The organism is Psychrobacter fjordensis (assembly GCF_904845995.1).
Lineage (GTDB): Bacteria > Pseudomonadota > Gammaproteobacteria > Pseudomonadales > Moraxellaceae > Psychrobacter > Psychrobacter fjordensis.
On the sequence record NZ_CAJGYP010000001.1, the window covers coordinates 901,030 to 919,056 of the forward strand.

12 protein-coding genes are annotated in these 18,027 nt (G+C 43.4%); 7 read left to right on the forward strand and 5 right to left on the reverse strand.

The annotated features are described in order from the left end of the window. The first annotated feature begins 26 nt into the window (after nt 1–26). On the forward strand, nt 27–1,952 hold the full coding sequence (gene thiC, locus JMW61_RS03755) for a phosphomethylpyrimidine synthase ThiC (RefSeq protein WP_227687351.1): 1,926 nt from the start codon (nt 27–29) through the stop codon (nt 1,950–1,952). A 193-nt stretch (nt 1,953–2,145) separates the two neighbouring features. Further along, nucleotides 2,146–5,808: an autotransporter domain-containing protein gene (locus JMW61_RS03760; RefSeq protein ID WP_201549668.1), complete on the forward strand. Its 3,663-nt coding sequence runs from the start codon at nt 2,146–2,148 to the stop codon at nt 5,806–5,808. A gap of 95 nt (nt 5,809–5,903) precedes the next feature. Here the strand turns inward: JMW61_RS03760 and JMW61_RS03765 are convergent, their stop codons facing one another. Together JMW61_RS03765 and JMW61_RS03770 are read right to left on the reverse strand one after the other, a co-directional pair. Continuing rightward, entirely contained in the window at nt 5,904–6,800 is an 897-nt protein-coding gene (locus tag JMW61_RS03765) for a fructose bisphosphate aldolase (RefSeq protein ID WP_201549669.1), read from the reverse strand. Nucleotides 6,801–6,983: 183 nt separating this feature from the next. Continuing rightward, on the reverse strand, nt 6,984–7,832 hold the full coding sequence (locus JMW61_RS03770) for an EamA/RhaT family transporter (RefSeq protein WP_201549670.1): 849 nt from the start codon (nt 7,830–7,832) through the stop codon (nt 6,984–6,986). A gap of 350 nt (nt 7,833–8,182) precedes the next feature. Here JMW61_RS03770 and JMW61_RS03775 point away from each other — a divergent pair, with 350 nt between their 5' ends. From JMW61_RS03775 to JMW61_RS03785, 3 genes are all read left to right on the forward strand, one after another. Further along, the gene (locus tag JMW61_RS03775; protein ID WP_201549671.1) at nt 8,183–10,090 is read left to right on the forward strand and encodes an ABC transporter ATP-binding protein; all 1,908 of its coding nucleotides are present in this window, start codon (nt 8,183–8,185) and stop codon (nt 10,088–10,090) included. Between the two features lie 90 nt (nt 10,091–10,180). Further along, nucleotides 10,181–11,083 (forward strand): alpha/beta fold hydrolase, encoded by a 903-nt coding sequence (locus tag JMW61_RS03780; RefSeq protein WP_201549672.1) that lies wholly within the window; start codon nt 10,181–10,183, stop codon nt 11,081–11,083. 20 nt (nt 11,084–11,103) lie between these two features. After that, nucleotides 11,104–11,721: an alpha-ketoglutarate-dependent dioxygenase AlkB family protein gene (locus tag JMW61_RS03785; protein ID WP_201549673.1), complete on the forward strand. Its 618-nt coding sequence runs from the start codon at nt 11,104–11,106 to the stop codon at nt 11,719–11,721. Here the strand turns inward: JMW61_RS03785 and JMW61_RS03790 are convergent. The 3 genes from JMW61_RS03790 to JMW61_RS03800 all read right to left on the reverse strand — a co-directional run bounded on the left by JMW61_RS03790 (nt 11,718) and on the right by JMW61_RS03800 (nt 14,935). Continuing rightward, nucleotides 11,718–12,713, reverse strand: a complete 996-nt coding sequence (locus JMW61_RS03790) for an NADP-dependent oxidoreductase (protein WP_201549674.1) — start codon at nt 12,711–12,713, stop codon at nt 11,718–11,720. The two genes, JMW61_RS03785 and JMW61_RS03790, sit on opposite strands and share 4 nt — an antisense overlap. 142 nt (nt 12,714–12,855) lie before the next feature. After that, nucleotides 12,856–13,614 carry an endonuclease/exonuclease/phosphatase family protein gene (locus tag JMW61_RS03795; RefSeq protein ID WP_201549675.1) on the reverse strand — a complete coding sequence of 253 codons (759 nt, stop codon included), beginning with the start codon at nt 13,612–13,614 and terminating at the stop codon, nt 12,856–12,858. Between the two features lie 208 nt (nt 13,615–13,822). Then, nucleotides 13,823–14,935, reverse strand: coding sequence for an AOC03_06830 family ribosome hibernation factor (locus JMW61_RS03800; RefSeq protein ID WP_201549676.1), 1,113 nt, complete (start codon nt 14,933–14,935; stop codon nt 13,823–13,825). A 624-nt stretch (nt 14,936–15,559) separates the two neighbouring features. Here JMW61_RS03800 and JMW61_RS03805 point away from each other — a divergent pair. After that, entirely contained in the window at nt 15,560–17,719 is a 2,160-nt protein-coding gene (locus tag JMW61_RS03805) for a M3 family metallopeptidase (RefSeq protein WP_201549677.1), read from the forward strand. Next, a complete protein-coding gene (locus JMW61_RS03810; protein WP_201549678.1) occupies nt 17,720–17,977 on the forward strand; it encodes a YheV family putative metal-binding protein in 258 nt (85 codons plus the stop codon). The last annotated feature ends 50 nt before the right edge of the window (nt 17,978–18,027 follow it).

Below are 18,027 nucleotides of genomic sequence, written 5' to 3' on the forward strand. Positions count from 1 at the left end.
CAAAAACCAACACGCTAGGACAGCATATGACTATTTTAGAGACCTCCCCAAACACAAAAGCCGCTCAAACTCATATCCCAGCCAGTGCCTCACTCAATGTGAGTGGCAGCAAAGCGGATAAAAAAGCAGACGCGCTAAAAACCCCTGCCCACCGTGCCGCAAGTGATGCTCGCTTCGAAGAAGATGCCCGCGATTTGCACCGTATCTTGCCCGCCTCTCGTAAAGTTTATATCGAAGGTTCAAGACCCGATATCCAAGTGCCGATGCGCGAAATAACGCTTGACCCTACTCCTGTGCAAGGCGTTTCTGAAGGCGAATGGGAGCAGAACCCACCATTTTATGTCTATGACACATCAGGTGTTTATACCGATCCCAACGTCGATATTGATTTGACAAAAGGCTTGCCGAAACTGCGTGAAGGCTGGATTGCTGAGCGCGGTGATACTGAGCAGCTCAATGGTTTATCTAGCTCATACGGACTGGCTCGCGCCCGCGATATCAGTACTGCTAACCTTAGATTCGCTCATATCGACAAACCACGCCGCGCCAAAGATGTCGATGGCAAAGCTGGCAACGTCACTCAAATGTACTACGCTCGTCGCGGTATCATCACTCCAGAAATGGAATATATCGCCATTCGCGAAACACAAAAACAGCATGAGCTGACCGATATGCGTCAGCACGATGGTGAGAACTTTGGTGCTAACACGCCGACGGTTATCACCCCTGAATTTGTGCGTAGCGAAGTAGCGGCAGGTCGCGCGATTATTCCAAACAACATCAACCATCCAGAATCTGAACCGATGATTATCGGACGCAATTTTTTGGTGAAAATCAATGCCAATATCGGTAATTCAGCGCTCGGTTCTTCTATTGATGAAGAGGTGTCTAAAATGACATGGGCCACACGTTGGGGCGCGGATAACATCATGGATTTATCGACTGGCAACCATATTCACGAAACCCGTGAATGGTTGATTCGTAACTCGCCAGTGCCCATTGGCACCGTACCAATTTATCAAGCATTAGAAAAAGTCGATGGCGTGGCAGAAGACCTCACGTGGGAAATCTTCCGTGATACGTTGATTGAGCAAGCTGAGCAAGGGGTGGATTACTTCACCATTCATGCAGGTGTGCTGTTAGATTATGTGCCAATGACTGCCGGACGCCTAACAGGCATTGTGTCTCGCGGCGGCTCTATCATGGCGCAGTGGTGCATGGTGCATCAACAAGAGAGCTTTTTGTACACGCACTTTGAAGACATCTGTGAGATTATGAAAGCCTACGATGTGGCCTTTAGTTTGGGTGATGGTCTGCGCCCTGGTTGCTTACAGGATGCCAATGACGAAGCGCAATTTAGCGAACTAAAAACCTTGGGTGAGCTGACCAAAGTGGCGTGGGAGCATGATGTGCAAGTGATGGTCGAAGGGCCTGGGCACGTGGCAATGAACCGTATTAAAGAAAATATGGATTTGCAACTTGAGCTGTGTGCTGACGCGCCATTTTATACTTTGGGGCCTTTGACGACTGACATTGCACCAGGCTATGACCATATCACCAGTGCAATCGGGGCTGCGATGATTGGTTGGTTTGGTACAGCGATGCTGTGCTATGTGACACCAAAAGAACATTTGGGTCTACCGAACAAGAAAGACGTCAAAGATGGCATCATCACTTATAAAATTGCGGCCCATGCTGCTGATTTGGCCAAAGGTCATCCAGGCGCACAGTCTCGTGATAATGCGTTATCAAAGGCACGTTTTGAATTCCGCTGGGATGATCAGTTCAATCTAGCACTTGACCCTGACACGGCACGTGAGTTCCATGATGAGACCCTCCCAAAAGACGCGCACAAAGTTGCCCACTTTTGCTCGATGTGTGGCCCTAAATTTTGCTCAATGAAAATAACGCAAAATGTGAGAGATTATGCTGCGGGGCTCAAGGCCTTATAACTGGGCATTAAAGTTAACCCATCAGATAGAAATAAGAGCTGCCTTGATAAGGCAGCTCTTTTATTTTTAAAGACAACCAAATCAGAACAAACTTTTGTGTATAAAATATAGACAAATTCATAGAATAGAGTAATATACTGGTCAATTATTAATCAAATGTTACTTAAAAAACCCATTCTCTTAAGGTTCCAGTATGAATCATGTCTACCGCGTTGTCTTTAATCGTTCATTAGGTGTTTATCAATGCGTGTCTGAGCTTGCCAAATCGTGTGGTAAGTCATCGGGTAAGTCTCAAACCGCTATCAAAATTTTGCTAACACCACTAGCTGTCGCTGTGCTTTGTGCTTCCGGTTCGGCGCTAGCTGATGTAACTTATGACGATGGCGCAACAACAGCCTTGTCAAGTAATTTTATTGCGGATGAAGTCGTGACAATTAGCAATAGTTCTAAAGTCACTGGTGATGAGGTGGTGTTTGGTTTTGCAGCATCCTCTGCTCTAAATATCAATACTGCTGGTAGCTTGGTTTCAGATGACCTCATTAGTCTAGCGGTAAAACCTGATAGCGTTAGTGTCGTTACCATTGACGGCGCTGGTAGCTCACTAGGTGCTGAATTCCTTACTGTCTCTGAAGAAGGTAAGGCAGATCTGACCGCACAAAATGGTGCTAACGTTAAGGTAAATGTTCTAACCGTTTTAGGATTAGAAGCAAACAGCGTTGCTAATATGACTTTGACAGATAGAAGTACTGTATTTAACGGTAAATCCATCTTAGTAGGTGATAAGGGCCAAGGTACGCTGACGATAAAAAATGGCGCAGCTGGCAAACTTCAATCTGAGGTAGGTGTCGGCATCGCCAGCAGCTCTAAAGGTCAGGTTACTATTACAGGTGCAGGTTCCAGCTTGAGCACTGACAGAATCATCGTCGGTGATAGAGGCGAAGGTACTTTAATGGTCAAAGACTCAGGTAAACTAACGGCTACTAGTGATATCGGTATTGGTATTGGTATTGGTAGTAACGGTACTGCTACTATTGATGGCAGCGGCACTACGGCAACAGCGGCGCAAGTTGCTTCTGGTGGTAGAGGCACAGGTTTTTTGACCATCAGTAATGGAGCCAAATTAACTAGTACAACAGCTGCAGGTGCAGGCCTTGTCCAAGGCAGTAAGGGGACTATCGACGTCAAAGGTGCAGGCTCTGTGTTGATAGCACCAGAGATTACTATTGCTCAAAACGGTAACGGTACTTTAAAAATTCAAGATGGTGCCGAAGTAACTATAGAGGCCTCAAGTATCATAGGCGACAAATTCTCCAGTGAAGGATTAATTGAAGTAACAGGAAAGAACAGTGCCTTTAATAGTGAAAATATCATCATAGGTAATGATGGTCAGGGTAGTCTTAATGTCACTCAAGGTGCCAAAGCTACGGCTAATGAGGTGGTACGCTTAGGTCAAAGTATAATAGGCAATAACAAAAATAGCATCAGTATCAGTGATGCAGGCTCTACCTTGGTTAGTAAAGAGCTACAAGTTGGCTTTGCTAATAATGGGCAGTTAGATATAACCAAAGGTGGTAAGGTAGCGGCTGACTTGACCCTCATTGGTCAACAAGGTATGGGTCGAGGCGTTATCAATGTAACTGATGCTGACTCAGTACTAACCACCGATAACCTCTCAATAGGTAGCAATGGTAGCGGCAATTTGACCCTTAGCAATAATGGTAAAGTGAAAGTTGCTGAATCTACTTTTTTGGGTGAAAACATTACTGCAACAGGGTCATTGGATATTAGCAGCAATGGTACCTTTGCTACTAAAGAATTGGTGATCGGTAATAACGGTTCAGCCACTGTCAATCTAGATAGTAAGGGTGTATTGCTAGCTGAATCGATCGGGCGAGCTACTACAGCTACTTCAAATTCCGTGTTCAATTTTGATGGTGGTACATTGCGCTTGACAGCCGATCAAGACGCTCTATTTAATGGCTTTGGCGGTTTTGGTAGAAGTAGCATTAATATCAAAGCGAGCGGTGCTAATATAGATACGCAAGGCTTTAATACGACAGTGGCTAATGGCGCAAAAATAAGCGGTGAAGGTCAACTGACCAAACTTGGCAGTGGCATTCTAACCTTGGCAACTCCTTCAAAACAATGGACCGGAGCGACCAACATCAATCAAGGTACATTAAGCCTTGATGGTAACTACGTTATGAGAGAGGGTGAAGTTTTAGGCATCGGACTGAACAGTCTTGATGACTACGGTAAATTGGTAGTTAAAGGTAATGCGAATATTAGTGAAGGTCAGCTGCAAGTCAATGCATCAGACGCTGTAATAAGCATGTCTGGTAGTAATGAGTGGAAAAATATCGTTAGCGCAGACAGTCGGACTGGTGAATTTGTATCAGTCAGCGATAACAGCCCACTGGTCAGTTTTTACGCAGATTACAGTGACGCTAATGCTGTACATTTAAAAATGGGTACAGCACCAGTTGTGCCTGTAACACCAGTTGAACCTGAAACACCAGTTGAACCTGAGACACCAGTTGAACCTGAAACGCCAGTTGAACCTGAAACGCCGGTTGAACCTGAAACGCCAGTTGAACCTGAGACACCAGTTGTACCTGAGACACCAGTTGTGCCTGAGACACCAGTTGTACCTGAGACACCAGTTGTACCTGAGACACCAGTTGTACCTGAGACACCAGTTGTGCCTGAAACACCTGTTGTCGTTGATCCAACCGCTACAGACTCAACCTTCGTTAATGCTGCTAACAGTCAGTCTGATAAACAGGCGTTAAGTCTTGCTGCTGTATTAGATAAAGCAATGATAAATAAAACGAGTCCATTGGCTCTTCAACTGATTACCGATACCGAAGACCTTGTAGACAACCCAACGCTAGAGCAACGCCAAATCAGAATAAATAATACGGCATATCAACTACAGCCGTTGTTTATGGGTGCGACCAATCGCATTATTGTCGATGCCAACTATGCTGCTAGCGAAGCCATTAGCGAGCATCGCCCAACTACGCCTAATAACAACCTTTGGGCAAAGCTAATTGGCAATAACAGCAATCATGATGCAGAAAACGGTATCACTGGTTATGACACGGAAGGTTATGGCGCTATTGTTGGTTTGGATACACCAATTAATACTGACCTTAATCTAGGTCTTGCGGTCTCTTATATTCAAAGCGATGCCGACACAGATGGCAGCCGCCTCGACCATGAATTAACAGCAAAAAACTGGCAGGTTCTAGGATATGGTAAGTATGCTGCAAGTGAAGCGACGCAGGTGAACTTCCATGCAGGTGCTGGTAGCAGCGATGTCGAAGGCGAACGTCATTTAGCGCTATCGAATAGCCCTATTGCACAGTCAGACTACTCTGTCGATACCTTACAGGCAGGATTAGGAGTGATGCATCGCATCGGTAATGAGCAACGTAATCTGACACCATTTGCTCAGGTCAACTACGCACAAGCAAAAAGTGATGGATATCGTGAAACTGGTGCTGGCGTTTATAACTTAGACGTTAGTGAAGATACTTATGAGTCTATGCGTTGGACAGCTGGTCTACGGATGTCACAGCTTTTGACATCAAAACTGGCGCTGACTGGTCAATTAGCAGCAGCGATTGAGAATGGTGATCAACAGTCAGATATTACTGCCAGCTTTGTAGGCATGCCTAATGACAAGTTTACGACCATTGGACAAGAGGTTGGCCGTGAAATCGGCATCGCCGGTATCGGTCTTAGCTATACGCCGATGGCTAATATGAAGATATCAGCAGGCTATCGCGGAGAGTGGCGTGATAACTACGACGACCACGGCGCGAGCATCGCTTTGCAAACGACCTTTTAATCGTTAATACCCTATAAAAAAAGCTTGAATCTAATTATCTTAGGTTCAAGCTTTTTTTATATCTTTAATTTACTTCAATCTTGTTTATTATAAACTTAAACCTTCGACGCCTCATAAATCTCTTCGATTGACGCATCAATGACACTGGTAAACGCTTCATCGCTTTGCTGCTTACTCAAACCTTCAGTAAAGGCACGTGAGAAGCTCGCAATCATACCGGGGTTTTGCTTAAGCTTATCACAAGCATCACTACGGCTATAACCACCAGACAACGCCACGACTTTTAATACTTTTGGATGATCGATCAGCTCTTGATAAAACCCTGATTCTTCTGGCAATGTCAGTTTTAGCATCACTTGCTGCTCATCGTTCAAACGATCCAGATTATGTAAAATACTTGTCTTGAGTATGACTTCGCACTCATGCTTTTTGCTACTATTAATATCTACTTCAGGCTCAACAATTGGCATCAAGCCTTTTGAAATAATTTGCTTTGCCACATCGAATTGCTGCTGCACGACCAGCTCGATGCCATCGACATTTGGCTCATAGATTACTGAGCGCATTTTGGTACCAAATACGGGATATTTTTTTGCTTTGTCTAATAATAGGTCTAAGTTCGGCATTGGCTTCATAACTTGCACGCCATTCATTTGCTCAGCCAACCCTTTATCCACCTTTAAAAATGGCACAATATTCTTATCTTCCCACAGATAGTTGGCCGTTGATTTGCCATTAACCTCACGCTCCATGGTATCTTCGAATAAAATCGCACCAAGTACACGCTCATTATCAAAAGCGGTGCAAGTCATCATACGAGCACGCATCTCATGGACTAAGTCGAACATGGCTTCATCATTATCATTATCATAATCATCACTTGTGACACCATAGTTTTCTAGTGCTTTTGGTGTGCTACCACCACTTTGATCAAGTGCTGCGATGAAACCTGAACTGGTTTTTACACGCTGTAATTGTTTTTCGTATTCCATTGAGAGTGCATCCTATTTTTATTGATTAAGGTCAAAGTGTCACAAAACCAACTGCTTTTTGTCAACTTATATCAGCCTTGCTGTTTGTAGATAACCTTAACATAGGACGCTCTTTACGCATATATCTGATCGGTTAACGCTTTCATAAAGTCGTCATCACACTCACATCTTTAGAATAACTTTTTATGCTAAAAACAGTAGCGCCACGCAGCAAATCGCTAATAATAAACCCAACACATTAATACCATTAAGCTGCTCCTTAAAGACTCCAACACCAATCAAAGTAGCAACTGCGATAACGCCAACATTCATACCAGTAAAGACGATACTAGGAGAGTCATGCATTACTTGATGCGCACGCACATAAGCATAGATATTACCCGTATTGAGCGTACCTAACAGCAATCCTGCTGCAAGCGCATTTCCTTGCCAGCGCACACGAGTAACCAGCAAATAAATCAGCAGTAAGAAACCTGCTAACCCAAAGCTGACAAATAGCGTGAGTGAAAAAGCAGTACCTTGTTTGGCAACCTGTTTGAATAAGATATCAATAATGCCATAGCCTGCCCATACACCAAACAACCAAAGTGGCGTGCGTTGGGCCTGCTGACTAATCTCAGCATGCTGTGGACGATAGACCAAAGCCGCTAATGCCAAAAATCCTAATGCCAATCCCAATATATGCGTACCCGTGATTAGCTCACCAAACAATAGAAAAGATGCCACGATAGGAATGATTAATGACAGACGTTGTGCCGCATCGGTCGCGACCATACCCACCGATTCAATTGCGCGGCCAAGTATAATGAACACAGCGGGCAGCATTATACCGAGAGCGACAATCACACCCCACGTACTACCAAGGGTGCTCATCCCGCTTGCATCTGGTTTTAACAAAAACCAAGTCAATAAACAAGCCACTGGATAACCAGCTACGATGGTCTGACGTATGTCGATGTTTTTTTGTCGTAATATCTTTAATAACACTGAAACAGCGACGCTACAAAGCACCGCTATCGTTAAGTACACCATGAGCTTTTACCTTGTTAAACAACCATTTTTGAGTGATGACTTTTCAAAAAATCAGAAAGTTCAAAAAAACAGTAAATTCAAAAACCAGAAATTTTGCATATGACATTTGAACTGCGAAAAAGAATAGAATCATAACATGTAACAAAATATTTTTGCGTGCCTATCAATTTGATGACTGCTATATTACTAATAACCAATTGACCTATACCGTTCAAATTACAATTAGCATGCAGGTCTAATTGTGAAGTTTGTTAAAATAGCGAGCAATCCTAATAACTAAAGTAAAGATTCAAAATAACGAGTGATATCGTTGATTTTGGCGTACTGCTATTGATGTTTTATGACTACCTATGAATACTCTATTTCGCTTTTTTGAAAACCGCTTGCCTGCTTTCCCCGATTCCCCTATGCCGCTGCCTTCACCTCGTGATGGCATGCTCAAATTCCTATGGGTGTGTACCAAAGGTCTACGCGGTTGGCTACTGCTGTTTATGCTTTTGTCAGCAGGTATTGGTATTTATGAAGCGATGCTGTTTGCTTGGATTGGTAATATCGTCGACTGGCTCGGCGTGTATACCCCGCAGAATTTATGGTTAGAAAAAGGCGATATGCTGCTGATGATGCTAGCCGTCATGATAGTCAGCCCATTATGGATTGCCTTATCATCGTTCATTCATTTTCAGACCTTGCAAGGTGTGTTCCCTATGCAAATGCGCTGGCGTTTTCATCAGCGTATGCTTGGGCAATCGATGCAGTTTTATCAGGATGAGTTTTCAGGACGTGTCTCAGCAAAGGTCATGCAAACGGCACTAGCCGTGCGTGATACCGTCATGACCGTTACTGATATGTTCATGTATGTCTCTGTCTACTTTATCACCTCGGGAATTATTTTATTCAACTTAGACAGCTTATTGCTAATCCCGTTTATCATTTGGTTCGTCTTGGTTGCACTGAGCATTTGGTACTTTATTCCTAAATTAAAACACACTGCTATTGTTCAGGCAGATGCCCGTGCATTGATGGTTGGACGCATTACTGATGCTTATGCCAATATCATGACAGTCAAGCTATTTAGCCATTCGCGCCGTGAACTTGGTTATGCTAAAAATGCCATGGGTCAGTTTTTGGGCACTGTCCATGCACAGATGCGCTGGGTCAGTTATCTAGAAGTCTCGACTCACCTTATCAGTGTTATCTTAGTCAGTAGCACTGCGGGTATTGGTCTATATCTATGGCAGCAAGGGGATGTCGGTGTGGGCGCGTTTGCTGCTGCGACTGCGATGGCACTACGTTTGAATGGTCTGACACGGTGGATTATGTGGCAAACTGCCAGCTTATTTGAAAGTATCGGTACGGTACAAGATGGCATGCGCACACTATCGGCCCCACAAACCATTGTCGATCAGCCAAGCGCGCCCGCTTTAGACGTATCTAAAGGTCGTATCGTGTTCGATGACGTAGATTTTAGCTATGAAAGTAATAACAATACCGATGATATTGAAAGCAACAATGTAGACGAAGCAAAAGTACCAGCAACGTCTACTATCAAGCTCCTCGATAACTTTTATTTGGACATCGCGCCAGGTGAAAAGATAGGTTTGGTTGGCCGCTCGGGGGCGGGTAAATCAACGTTGGTGAATTTACTATTACGCTTTTTCGATGTTGATAGCGGTAAAATCCTGATCGATGGTCAAGCGATTGATGCGGTTACTCAGGAGTCCTTACGCCAACAAATCGGCATGGTCACCCAAGACACTTCTTTATTACATCGTACTGTACGTGAAAACATCGCTTACGGTCGTCCTGATGCGACCGATGAAGAAATCATTACCGCTACCAAGCAAGCCCAAGCGTGGGACTTCATCAAAGACTTGTATGATGATAAAGGCAATATCGGTCTTGATACCCAAGTCGGTGAACGCGGCGTCAAACTCTCTGGCGGACAACGTCAACGTATTGCCATCTCACGTGTTATGCTAAAAAACGCGCCGATCTTACTATTAGACGAAGCAACCAGTGCACTTGACTCTGAGATTGAATTTGCCATTACCGAAAGCTTGAATGACATTATGACAGGCAAAACGGTCATTGCCATTGCCCATCGCCTCTCTACCATTGCCGCACTTGATCGACTGGTCGTCATGGATAAAGGTCGAATCATTGAGCAAGGCAGTCATGATGAGCTATTGGCTCTACACGGCGTCTATGCACGGTTATGGCATCGTCAAAGTGGTGGCTTCTTAGGTGAAGACAGCTAAGCCGTGTCTTCAATTCACTCTATAGTCATCTCAATAGGCTAAAAGTGGTTAATTCTCATTAAAAATCAGACACAAGGAGGTGTTTACCTTATGAAAGCATTTGCAAAAAGTATTAATATTAGTGGAAAACAAGCGCGCTACTATAATCTTAGTCGGCTTACTCCATCGGTACCATCAAAAACAAACACAAACACTACCTCACGTGTACCGGCACATTTTTATGGTGGCAATAGCTTCACTGTTGGCACCTATCTACCACTACTAAGTGCTTTGGCAACTGACTTTGATATCAGATCCCTCGCCTTACGCGGTTATTGGTATGACAAACCACAACGTCGTCGTCTGACGCGCGAGCAAGATGCCGAAATACTTATTGAATTCCTAGAAAGAACACAAGACAAGCCTGTCGTTGGTATTGGTCATTCGCAAGGAGCCACTGCCACTGCAATCGCGGCAGCCAAACGCCCGGAACTGTTTTCACAGCTATATTTAATAGAGCCTGTGACGTTTACTAAAAGACAAGCCAGACTATATAACCTATTGCCACGTAAGCTTCTGCTAAACCGTGAGCCGTTTAAAAGCACGCTAGCCAAACAAACCGTATGGTCAAGTATCGATGATTATTATGAGCATTTGCGCGCGCAATCTGCCTATCGACGTATCAGCGATGCACACTTACGGATATTCGCTGAACAAAGCTTAATAAAAAATCCTGATAGCAGCTATACATTGATATTTGCGCCCGAGCAAGAGCTCGCCAACTATTTTGGTGCCCCTCATATTGACAGCGCACTGAAGCAGCTCAAATGTCCTTATACGCTGATTACTGGCAAGCCTACTTTGTTTATCAATGATAAAGTGCGCAAGCAATGGCGCAAATTCGTACCGGATAACCACATAATATCCTTATTAGAATATGGTCATCTGTTGCCAATGGAAGCACCTGAATTATGTGCTCAAATCATCATTGATAACTATCAAAGTAGCAAATAAGGATTTACGACGACAGACCCATGACTGATCTCTTTGCCCCTGCGCCCACCGATAATTTACTACCCTATGATGGTAGTGTGAACGATTTAGGGGTAATTATCGATGACGCTAATACCCTTTATGACACCTTGCTCACCGACCTCCCTTGGCAACCTGATATCGTGACGTTGTTTGGTAAGACTCACGTGACGACTCGACAAATCGTCTGGATGGGAGATACAGAGGCAGACTATCAATACTCAGGGCATGTGCGGCAAACAGTACCATGGTCAAGTACAGTGTTCCACGTGAAACAGTATATTGAGCAGGCTTTAGCAAAAATTGGTGTTACTGCTAATTTTAATACTTGCTTGCTTAACTATTACCCTTCTGGCTCTGACGGTATGGGCTATCATGCAGATGATGAAAAAGAGCTAGGTGCTCAGCCAGTTATCGCTTCGCTATCTCTTGGTGCGACGCGTAAGTTTGTCTTTAAGCATAAAAAAACTCAAGACAAAGTCGAACTTCATCTTGAGTCTGGTCAGTTAGTTGTGATGCATGGTGATACGCAAAAATTTTGGAAACACACCATTACGAAGACTAAAAAAGTCTCAGAAGGGCGTATTAGCCTGACGTTTCGGCAGATGGTCTTGAGCTAGTCAGCCTTCAAAACTATCTTGCCAAAGGCATCGCCTTTTTGTAGCTCATGGTGAGCGGCAACGACTTCAGACAATGGATATATTTCTTGAATCTTTAGCGTCAGCTTGCCATCAGCGACTTGCTGTAAAACACGCGCCATATCTTCACCATTACGCTCCGACTTATAACCGGCAACGTTTAAGTTTTTCTGACTACCCGCTTCTTTGAGCTTATCTACCCAAATGGTGGGTAGCACATAAACATGACCTTCAGGCTTGATCACGCTAAGCGCTCGTATACCTGCCTCACCGCCGACCAAATCTAACAGTACATCCGCTTGCAGCTCAGGGAATGCCTCATCCTTAGTATAATCAATCCAGCCAGTCAGCTTAGATACATCTATCAATTCATCAAGCTTGGCGTATTTTTCTGGTGAGCAAATTACCGTCACCTTGATATTATCTTGCGCCACTTTATTCATGAGCAATTGAATCAGTAAATGACCTACGCCGCCTGCTGGCGCATTGATCACCACATGCTCATCTGCTTTTATATCTGCAAAATCTACAAACTGTAACGCCGTTTGACCAATACAAGGCAATGCCCCCGCTTGCTCCAAAGTGACATTTTCTGGCACTTTTGCAAGCAACTTGGCATCTACTGCCGCATATTGTGCATAGCTGCAACCACTAAAGCTCAAAGCGGCCACTCTATCGCCGATAGCAAACTCGTCGCTATTACTGCTGACTACTTCGCCTGCTACATCAAAACCTAAAATTGCAGGCTGGTCGTTATCGAATTTTTCTGTTTGGATAGCAGCCGCGCCCCAACCCTTACCTTGACGTGTTTTATAATCGACAGGGTTGATGCCAGCATAGGCAATTTTTATCAATACTTGGTCGTCAGCCAGTTCTGGCATCGCTACATTATCTTGATATTGCATCACTTCAGGCTCGCCAAATTCACGTATGAGCACCGCATGCTGAGTATTTGGTATTTGATTATTAGTCATCGTTATATATCCTTATATGTTATCGGGCGATTTTTTTTGCACCCATTTTTTGATTGACACTTTATTTGATAAAGGCTGCATTTTATACAAGCTTTATTTTATAGAACTTTTCTCATTATTTTTTTAGTACTTTATCGCTATTTTATAGCAAAGCCAATTCTGCGCTAATCGGCAGATGGTCCGACAGCGTCGACCAAGGCTTTCCATTGTGTACCCACGCATCCTTTATCTTTAGATTGCGCACATAAATGCGATCTAGACTGAGTACAGGTAATTTGGCTGGGAATGTTGGCATTAGCTTACCATGGCAGTGTTTAAAAGCTTCCGTCATACCAAGATCATGCGCCAGTTTATCGCAAGACATTTTTTTCCAGTCATTAAAATCACCTGCCAAAATCAATGGCTGATCGTCAGCAATCTCATGACATATATAGTTAGTAATAGCTTCATACTGCTTAATACGATCACGCTCAAACAGATTTAAATGCGCACATAATACGACGACTGGCCTATCCCAACCTATTGGCTGTACTTCACAATGCAACACGCCGCGCTGCTCGAGCTTATTAACCGTTATATTAACGTTATGTTTTGGGTCTAAAGGGAAACGGCTCAGCACTGCATTGCCATGATGGCCATTCTCATACTCTGAGTTTTTGCCATAGCTATTTTGCAGCTGCAAATACTCACCAAACCATTCATGTTGTGATTGGTCAGGGTACTCATTGTATTGCAGGTTGCGCTTGAGGTTCTGCCCTTGAACTTCTTGTAAGCACAGTACGTCGGAACCAACGATATCAAGTGCTTGGGCGATGCCTTGCATTTTGACTTGGCGATTCATCGGTGACATGCCTTTATGAATGTTATAGCTGGTTAAGACAAAAGAGGTCGTAGTTTTCATTTTATTAGTCATAGACTTAGTATTTATAAAGTAAGGATTAATAGCGCTTCATCAAAATTTATCGCAAAAATATTTAGTAATGTGGGGTTAAACACGCATCAATATAAAAAAGCATTGATTCGTATAGAACCAATGCTTCCATGTTATACCTATCCGTCATCAATGGCTAATTCATACATAACTCTCATTGATGGAGTGTCTTAGCAGATCAGTAACGGGTCACCAAAGCAATCGGTTGATCGGTACCCATAATATCTTCTGGTAAGAATACAGCTTTACCACCATTGTGAATGACATGTTCAATGATTTCGCCTACTGCATCATCAGTGACACCTTCGGTGGCAGCATCATCTACGATACTCAATGTCTGCGCTTGCTCATCAATTTTAGCAGACTGGATATATCGGCGGCGAACGTAAAGTGTCTCACCCACCCCTTGAAACGCACTACGATAGATTTCTTGTAGGTCAGTCTGCAACATATTGGCACCGCGAGCCTTATCGATCTCACCCATGGCTGCTTGATGTAATGAGGTTCGATAGCCTTCTACTGCTTCTTGTACACTGTCGATGATATGCTGAGCATGGCCATCTTCTAAGTTAGTGGCATTTGATACTGTGGCAATGATGTTGTCCGGACGGTCGCATACTTCTTTATAATAGCCGATATTTTTGGCATCGCCCACAACCACGAGCGGCATTTTATGTTCGCCCCATAGCTCTTGCACACTCTTATCTACTTGGTTAAAGAACTCTTTTAAATAGCTGCTCTCATTGTTCGACGAGCGATCTGTGCCGCCATCTCCCGTTGTATATAGGCCATTATTTTCGATTGGGAACGGGATATTATCCATATTGTTTTGCACATCGTCGTCTTTACCTAACTCTCTAATGACTCGATCATTAGATGCTTCGATCAAACGTGCACCATCACGGGTTAGCACTACCGTGTAATAATGAACCGCACTTGCCATATCACGTACCAAATCTCGGGTCGCAAAACGATGTGAAATCATAACGCGCTCAGTGGTATCGATCGGCATACGAATCACTTGCACATCTTCAGTACTGGCAAAAATGGCTAAAGTATCAAGATTTAAGTTATGATTTAGCTCTTTGGTTTTGGCATGGATATTATCTAGAATCGTGGTCGCTGTGCGCTTGTCATATTCATTAGTTAAGCGTTCTTCGACTACTTTTAATTGGTTTTTTAGAGCGATTGAATCTTGTTCGTTAGCAGGATGCTCCCGATGAGTCTTGACAAAAATACTGACCGCAGGATTGGCTTTGGTCTCGCGTAAGCTTTTGAGAGTTGCTTTCATATATTACTCCTTGTTTTATTATCATTTACTCTTAACGTTGTAGATTTTCTAGGTGTTAGTTATTAATAACCAACCACTTATGCAATGTACGCTTTTAAAACTGATAAAAAATCGAGGCCTTATAAATACCTGCTGTTGCATATCAGGGAATTTAGTCACATCCTCTTTGATTAGTACTCTATTGCTTCACTTTTGAACCCATACATACGTTCATATCAGTATGGGTAGTCGACATTCCATATATAGAATCTTAATACCTTATATATCAATGTATTAACGATTATTTTTTTGTGCTATTACTTTGATGCTAACAGTAAGGCTATCCTATCTATACGACTGATTTGCAATCAAATGATGGTTCTTTGTAAATAGAGCAATCTATATCACTATAGACGTTGAGTTTTTTTGTTCCATATCCCCTGTATATCAACGACGACATTTCTTTACCCTCTATATTATGAGTACTCAGGTTGTATTTTTATCAATCGAACCCATCTTTTATATAACCTACCTATAAAACTGCAAAATACTAAAAATTCAACGCACTGCATTTTTGGTTAATTAATATTTTTATCACATCACACTTAATTAATAATAATTCATTTACTAATATCGGATACCTTTATGACCCCTATTTCTTCAGATTTAAGGCTTGTTGATTTTGCCACTGCTACGCCAAGCGTGTTACAAAGCCAAGTTATCAATGCTATCGATAGTGCCAATGCATTTTTAGATGCGATGACAGATACCATAGATAATAGTACTTCCGCCCTAGAGGATGTGATGACTTTTGATCATATCAATCTCGCGCTAGATCGCAGTTGGGGTATCTTATCGCATCTTAACAGTGTGATGAGTAATGATGAGATTCGTCATGTACATCATGAACTGCTACCCAAACTATCGGCTTATGGCACTCGTGTCGGACAACATCAGCCGCTGTTTAATCGTTATCAAACTATTGTAAATGACACAGCTTTTTTTGCGGCGCTTGAGCCTGCACGCTCACGTGCCATTGAGCTTGCGCTACGAAGCTTTGAGCTATCAGGAGTCGCATTACCTAAAGCTGAACAAGAAAAATTTGCGGCCATTCAAAGCAAACTATCCACCTTATCAGCAACTTTCTCTGATCATGTTTTAGATGCCACACAAGCATTTGCACTGCCTTTACAAGACAATCAGTTAGCAGGTTTGACCGAAAGTGGTTTGGCATTATTGGCAGATGCAGGTGAGCAATATAAAGCCAGTCAGCTTACCAGTGGTGTACTCACGCAAGCTGATATTGAGTCGCTACCAACGCCATATTATGTGGCAAGTTTAAACATTCCTGTCTATCTCGCTATCATGACTCATGCTGATGATCGCGATTTGCGTGAGACTATGTACCGCGCTTACGTTACCCGTGCATCTGAATTTGATGAGCATACCAATGCTAAAGGTGAGTCGCTAAACAACGCTGATATCATGAGTCAAATTCTGATTTTGCGTGAGCAAAAGGCAAAGCTATTAGGTTTCGATAATTATGCAGAGGTCTCACTATCGACCAAAATGGCTGGCAACGTGGCGGAAGTTGAAGCATTCTTACGTAACCTAGCAGAGCAAGCAACGCCTACCGCTAAGCAAGACCTAGGGCAATTGCAGGCATATGCAAAGAACCATAGTATCGATGATCTACAATCATGGGATAGTGCCTATATCGCTGAAAAAGTAAAACAAAGCGAATTCAGCTTGTCACAAGAAGAGATACGACCTTACTTTCCATTACCAAAAGTGATTGGCGGTCTATTTGCTATCGTTGAGCGCTTGTACGGGATTAAAGTACGAGAGCAGAGTGAGTCTGTGTCACACTGGCATGATGATGTGCGTTTTTATCAGTTGTTTGATGCTGATGATCGCTTACTTGGCGGCTTCTATTTTGATTTGTTTGCACGTAGCGGCAAACGAGGCGGTGCGTGGATGAATGGTTTTCAGTCGCGTTATACTTATGACGAGCAAGACCACCAACAGTTACCTGTTTGCTTTATGGTCGGTAATTTCACCCCTGCACTTGCGGGCAAGCCAAGCTTATTGACTCATGACGAAGTATTGACCTTATTCCATGAGTTCGGTCACGGCTTACATCATCTACTAACCCAAGTGACTGTCGGCGATGTCGCTGGTGTCAATGGCGTCGAATGGGATGCAGTTGAACTACCAAGCCAGTTTATGGAAAACTGGGCATGGGATGCGGAAGGTATCGCACTGATTAGTAGTCATGTCGAGACCGGAGAGCCGTTGCCTAAAGACAAACTTGATGCACTATTGGCTGTCAAAAACTTCCAAAGCGGCATGCAAACATTGCGTCAAATCGAATTCGCCCTGTTTGATTTATTGATTCATGGGCATTCGCCAGCACTTGATTATGATGGTGTTTTAGCAACGCTAAACAAAGTACGTAGCGATATCTCTATCATGCAAACGCCTGATTACAACCGCTTTGCTAACGGCTTCAGCCATATCTTTGCAGGTGGTTATGCAGCTGGCTATTACTCTTATAAGTGGGCTGAGCTGTTATCTGCAGATGCTTTTAGTAAGTTTGAGGAAGACGGTATTTTTAACCCAGCCACAGGTAAGGCTTTCCGCGAGTCTGTCTTGTCCGTTGGTGGCAGTTTTCCAGCCAAAACCAATTTTGAGAACTTCCGTGGTCGTAGTGCCAGCATCGATGCTTTATTGCGTCATAGTGGTTTTGATAATTCTAAAAATATCAACGCTGCTAATGCTCAAACGACTCAAGAGGCAGTTTAAATGCGCTATCAATCATCAAGCCCTAAACGCCGATTTTTAGCAGGCGTTCGCTGCCCAAAATGCCAAGCGATAGACGCGGTCGTGCAGGTGAATATCGTGACTCCAGCACCTGATGAATACATCGAGTGTACTTTGTGTGGGCACGCAGAGCATCGCCCTGACCCTGATGCAATCAGTGCCAAAAACCACCTAGAGGATCAACTGGCTCGTGATGCAATGGCCACAGGTACGAGTGGTACAGTAAAGTTCAAACCCTAAGTATCTGATACCAAGCGTCAAGTTATAATCGCTACTGGCCTATCTATCAA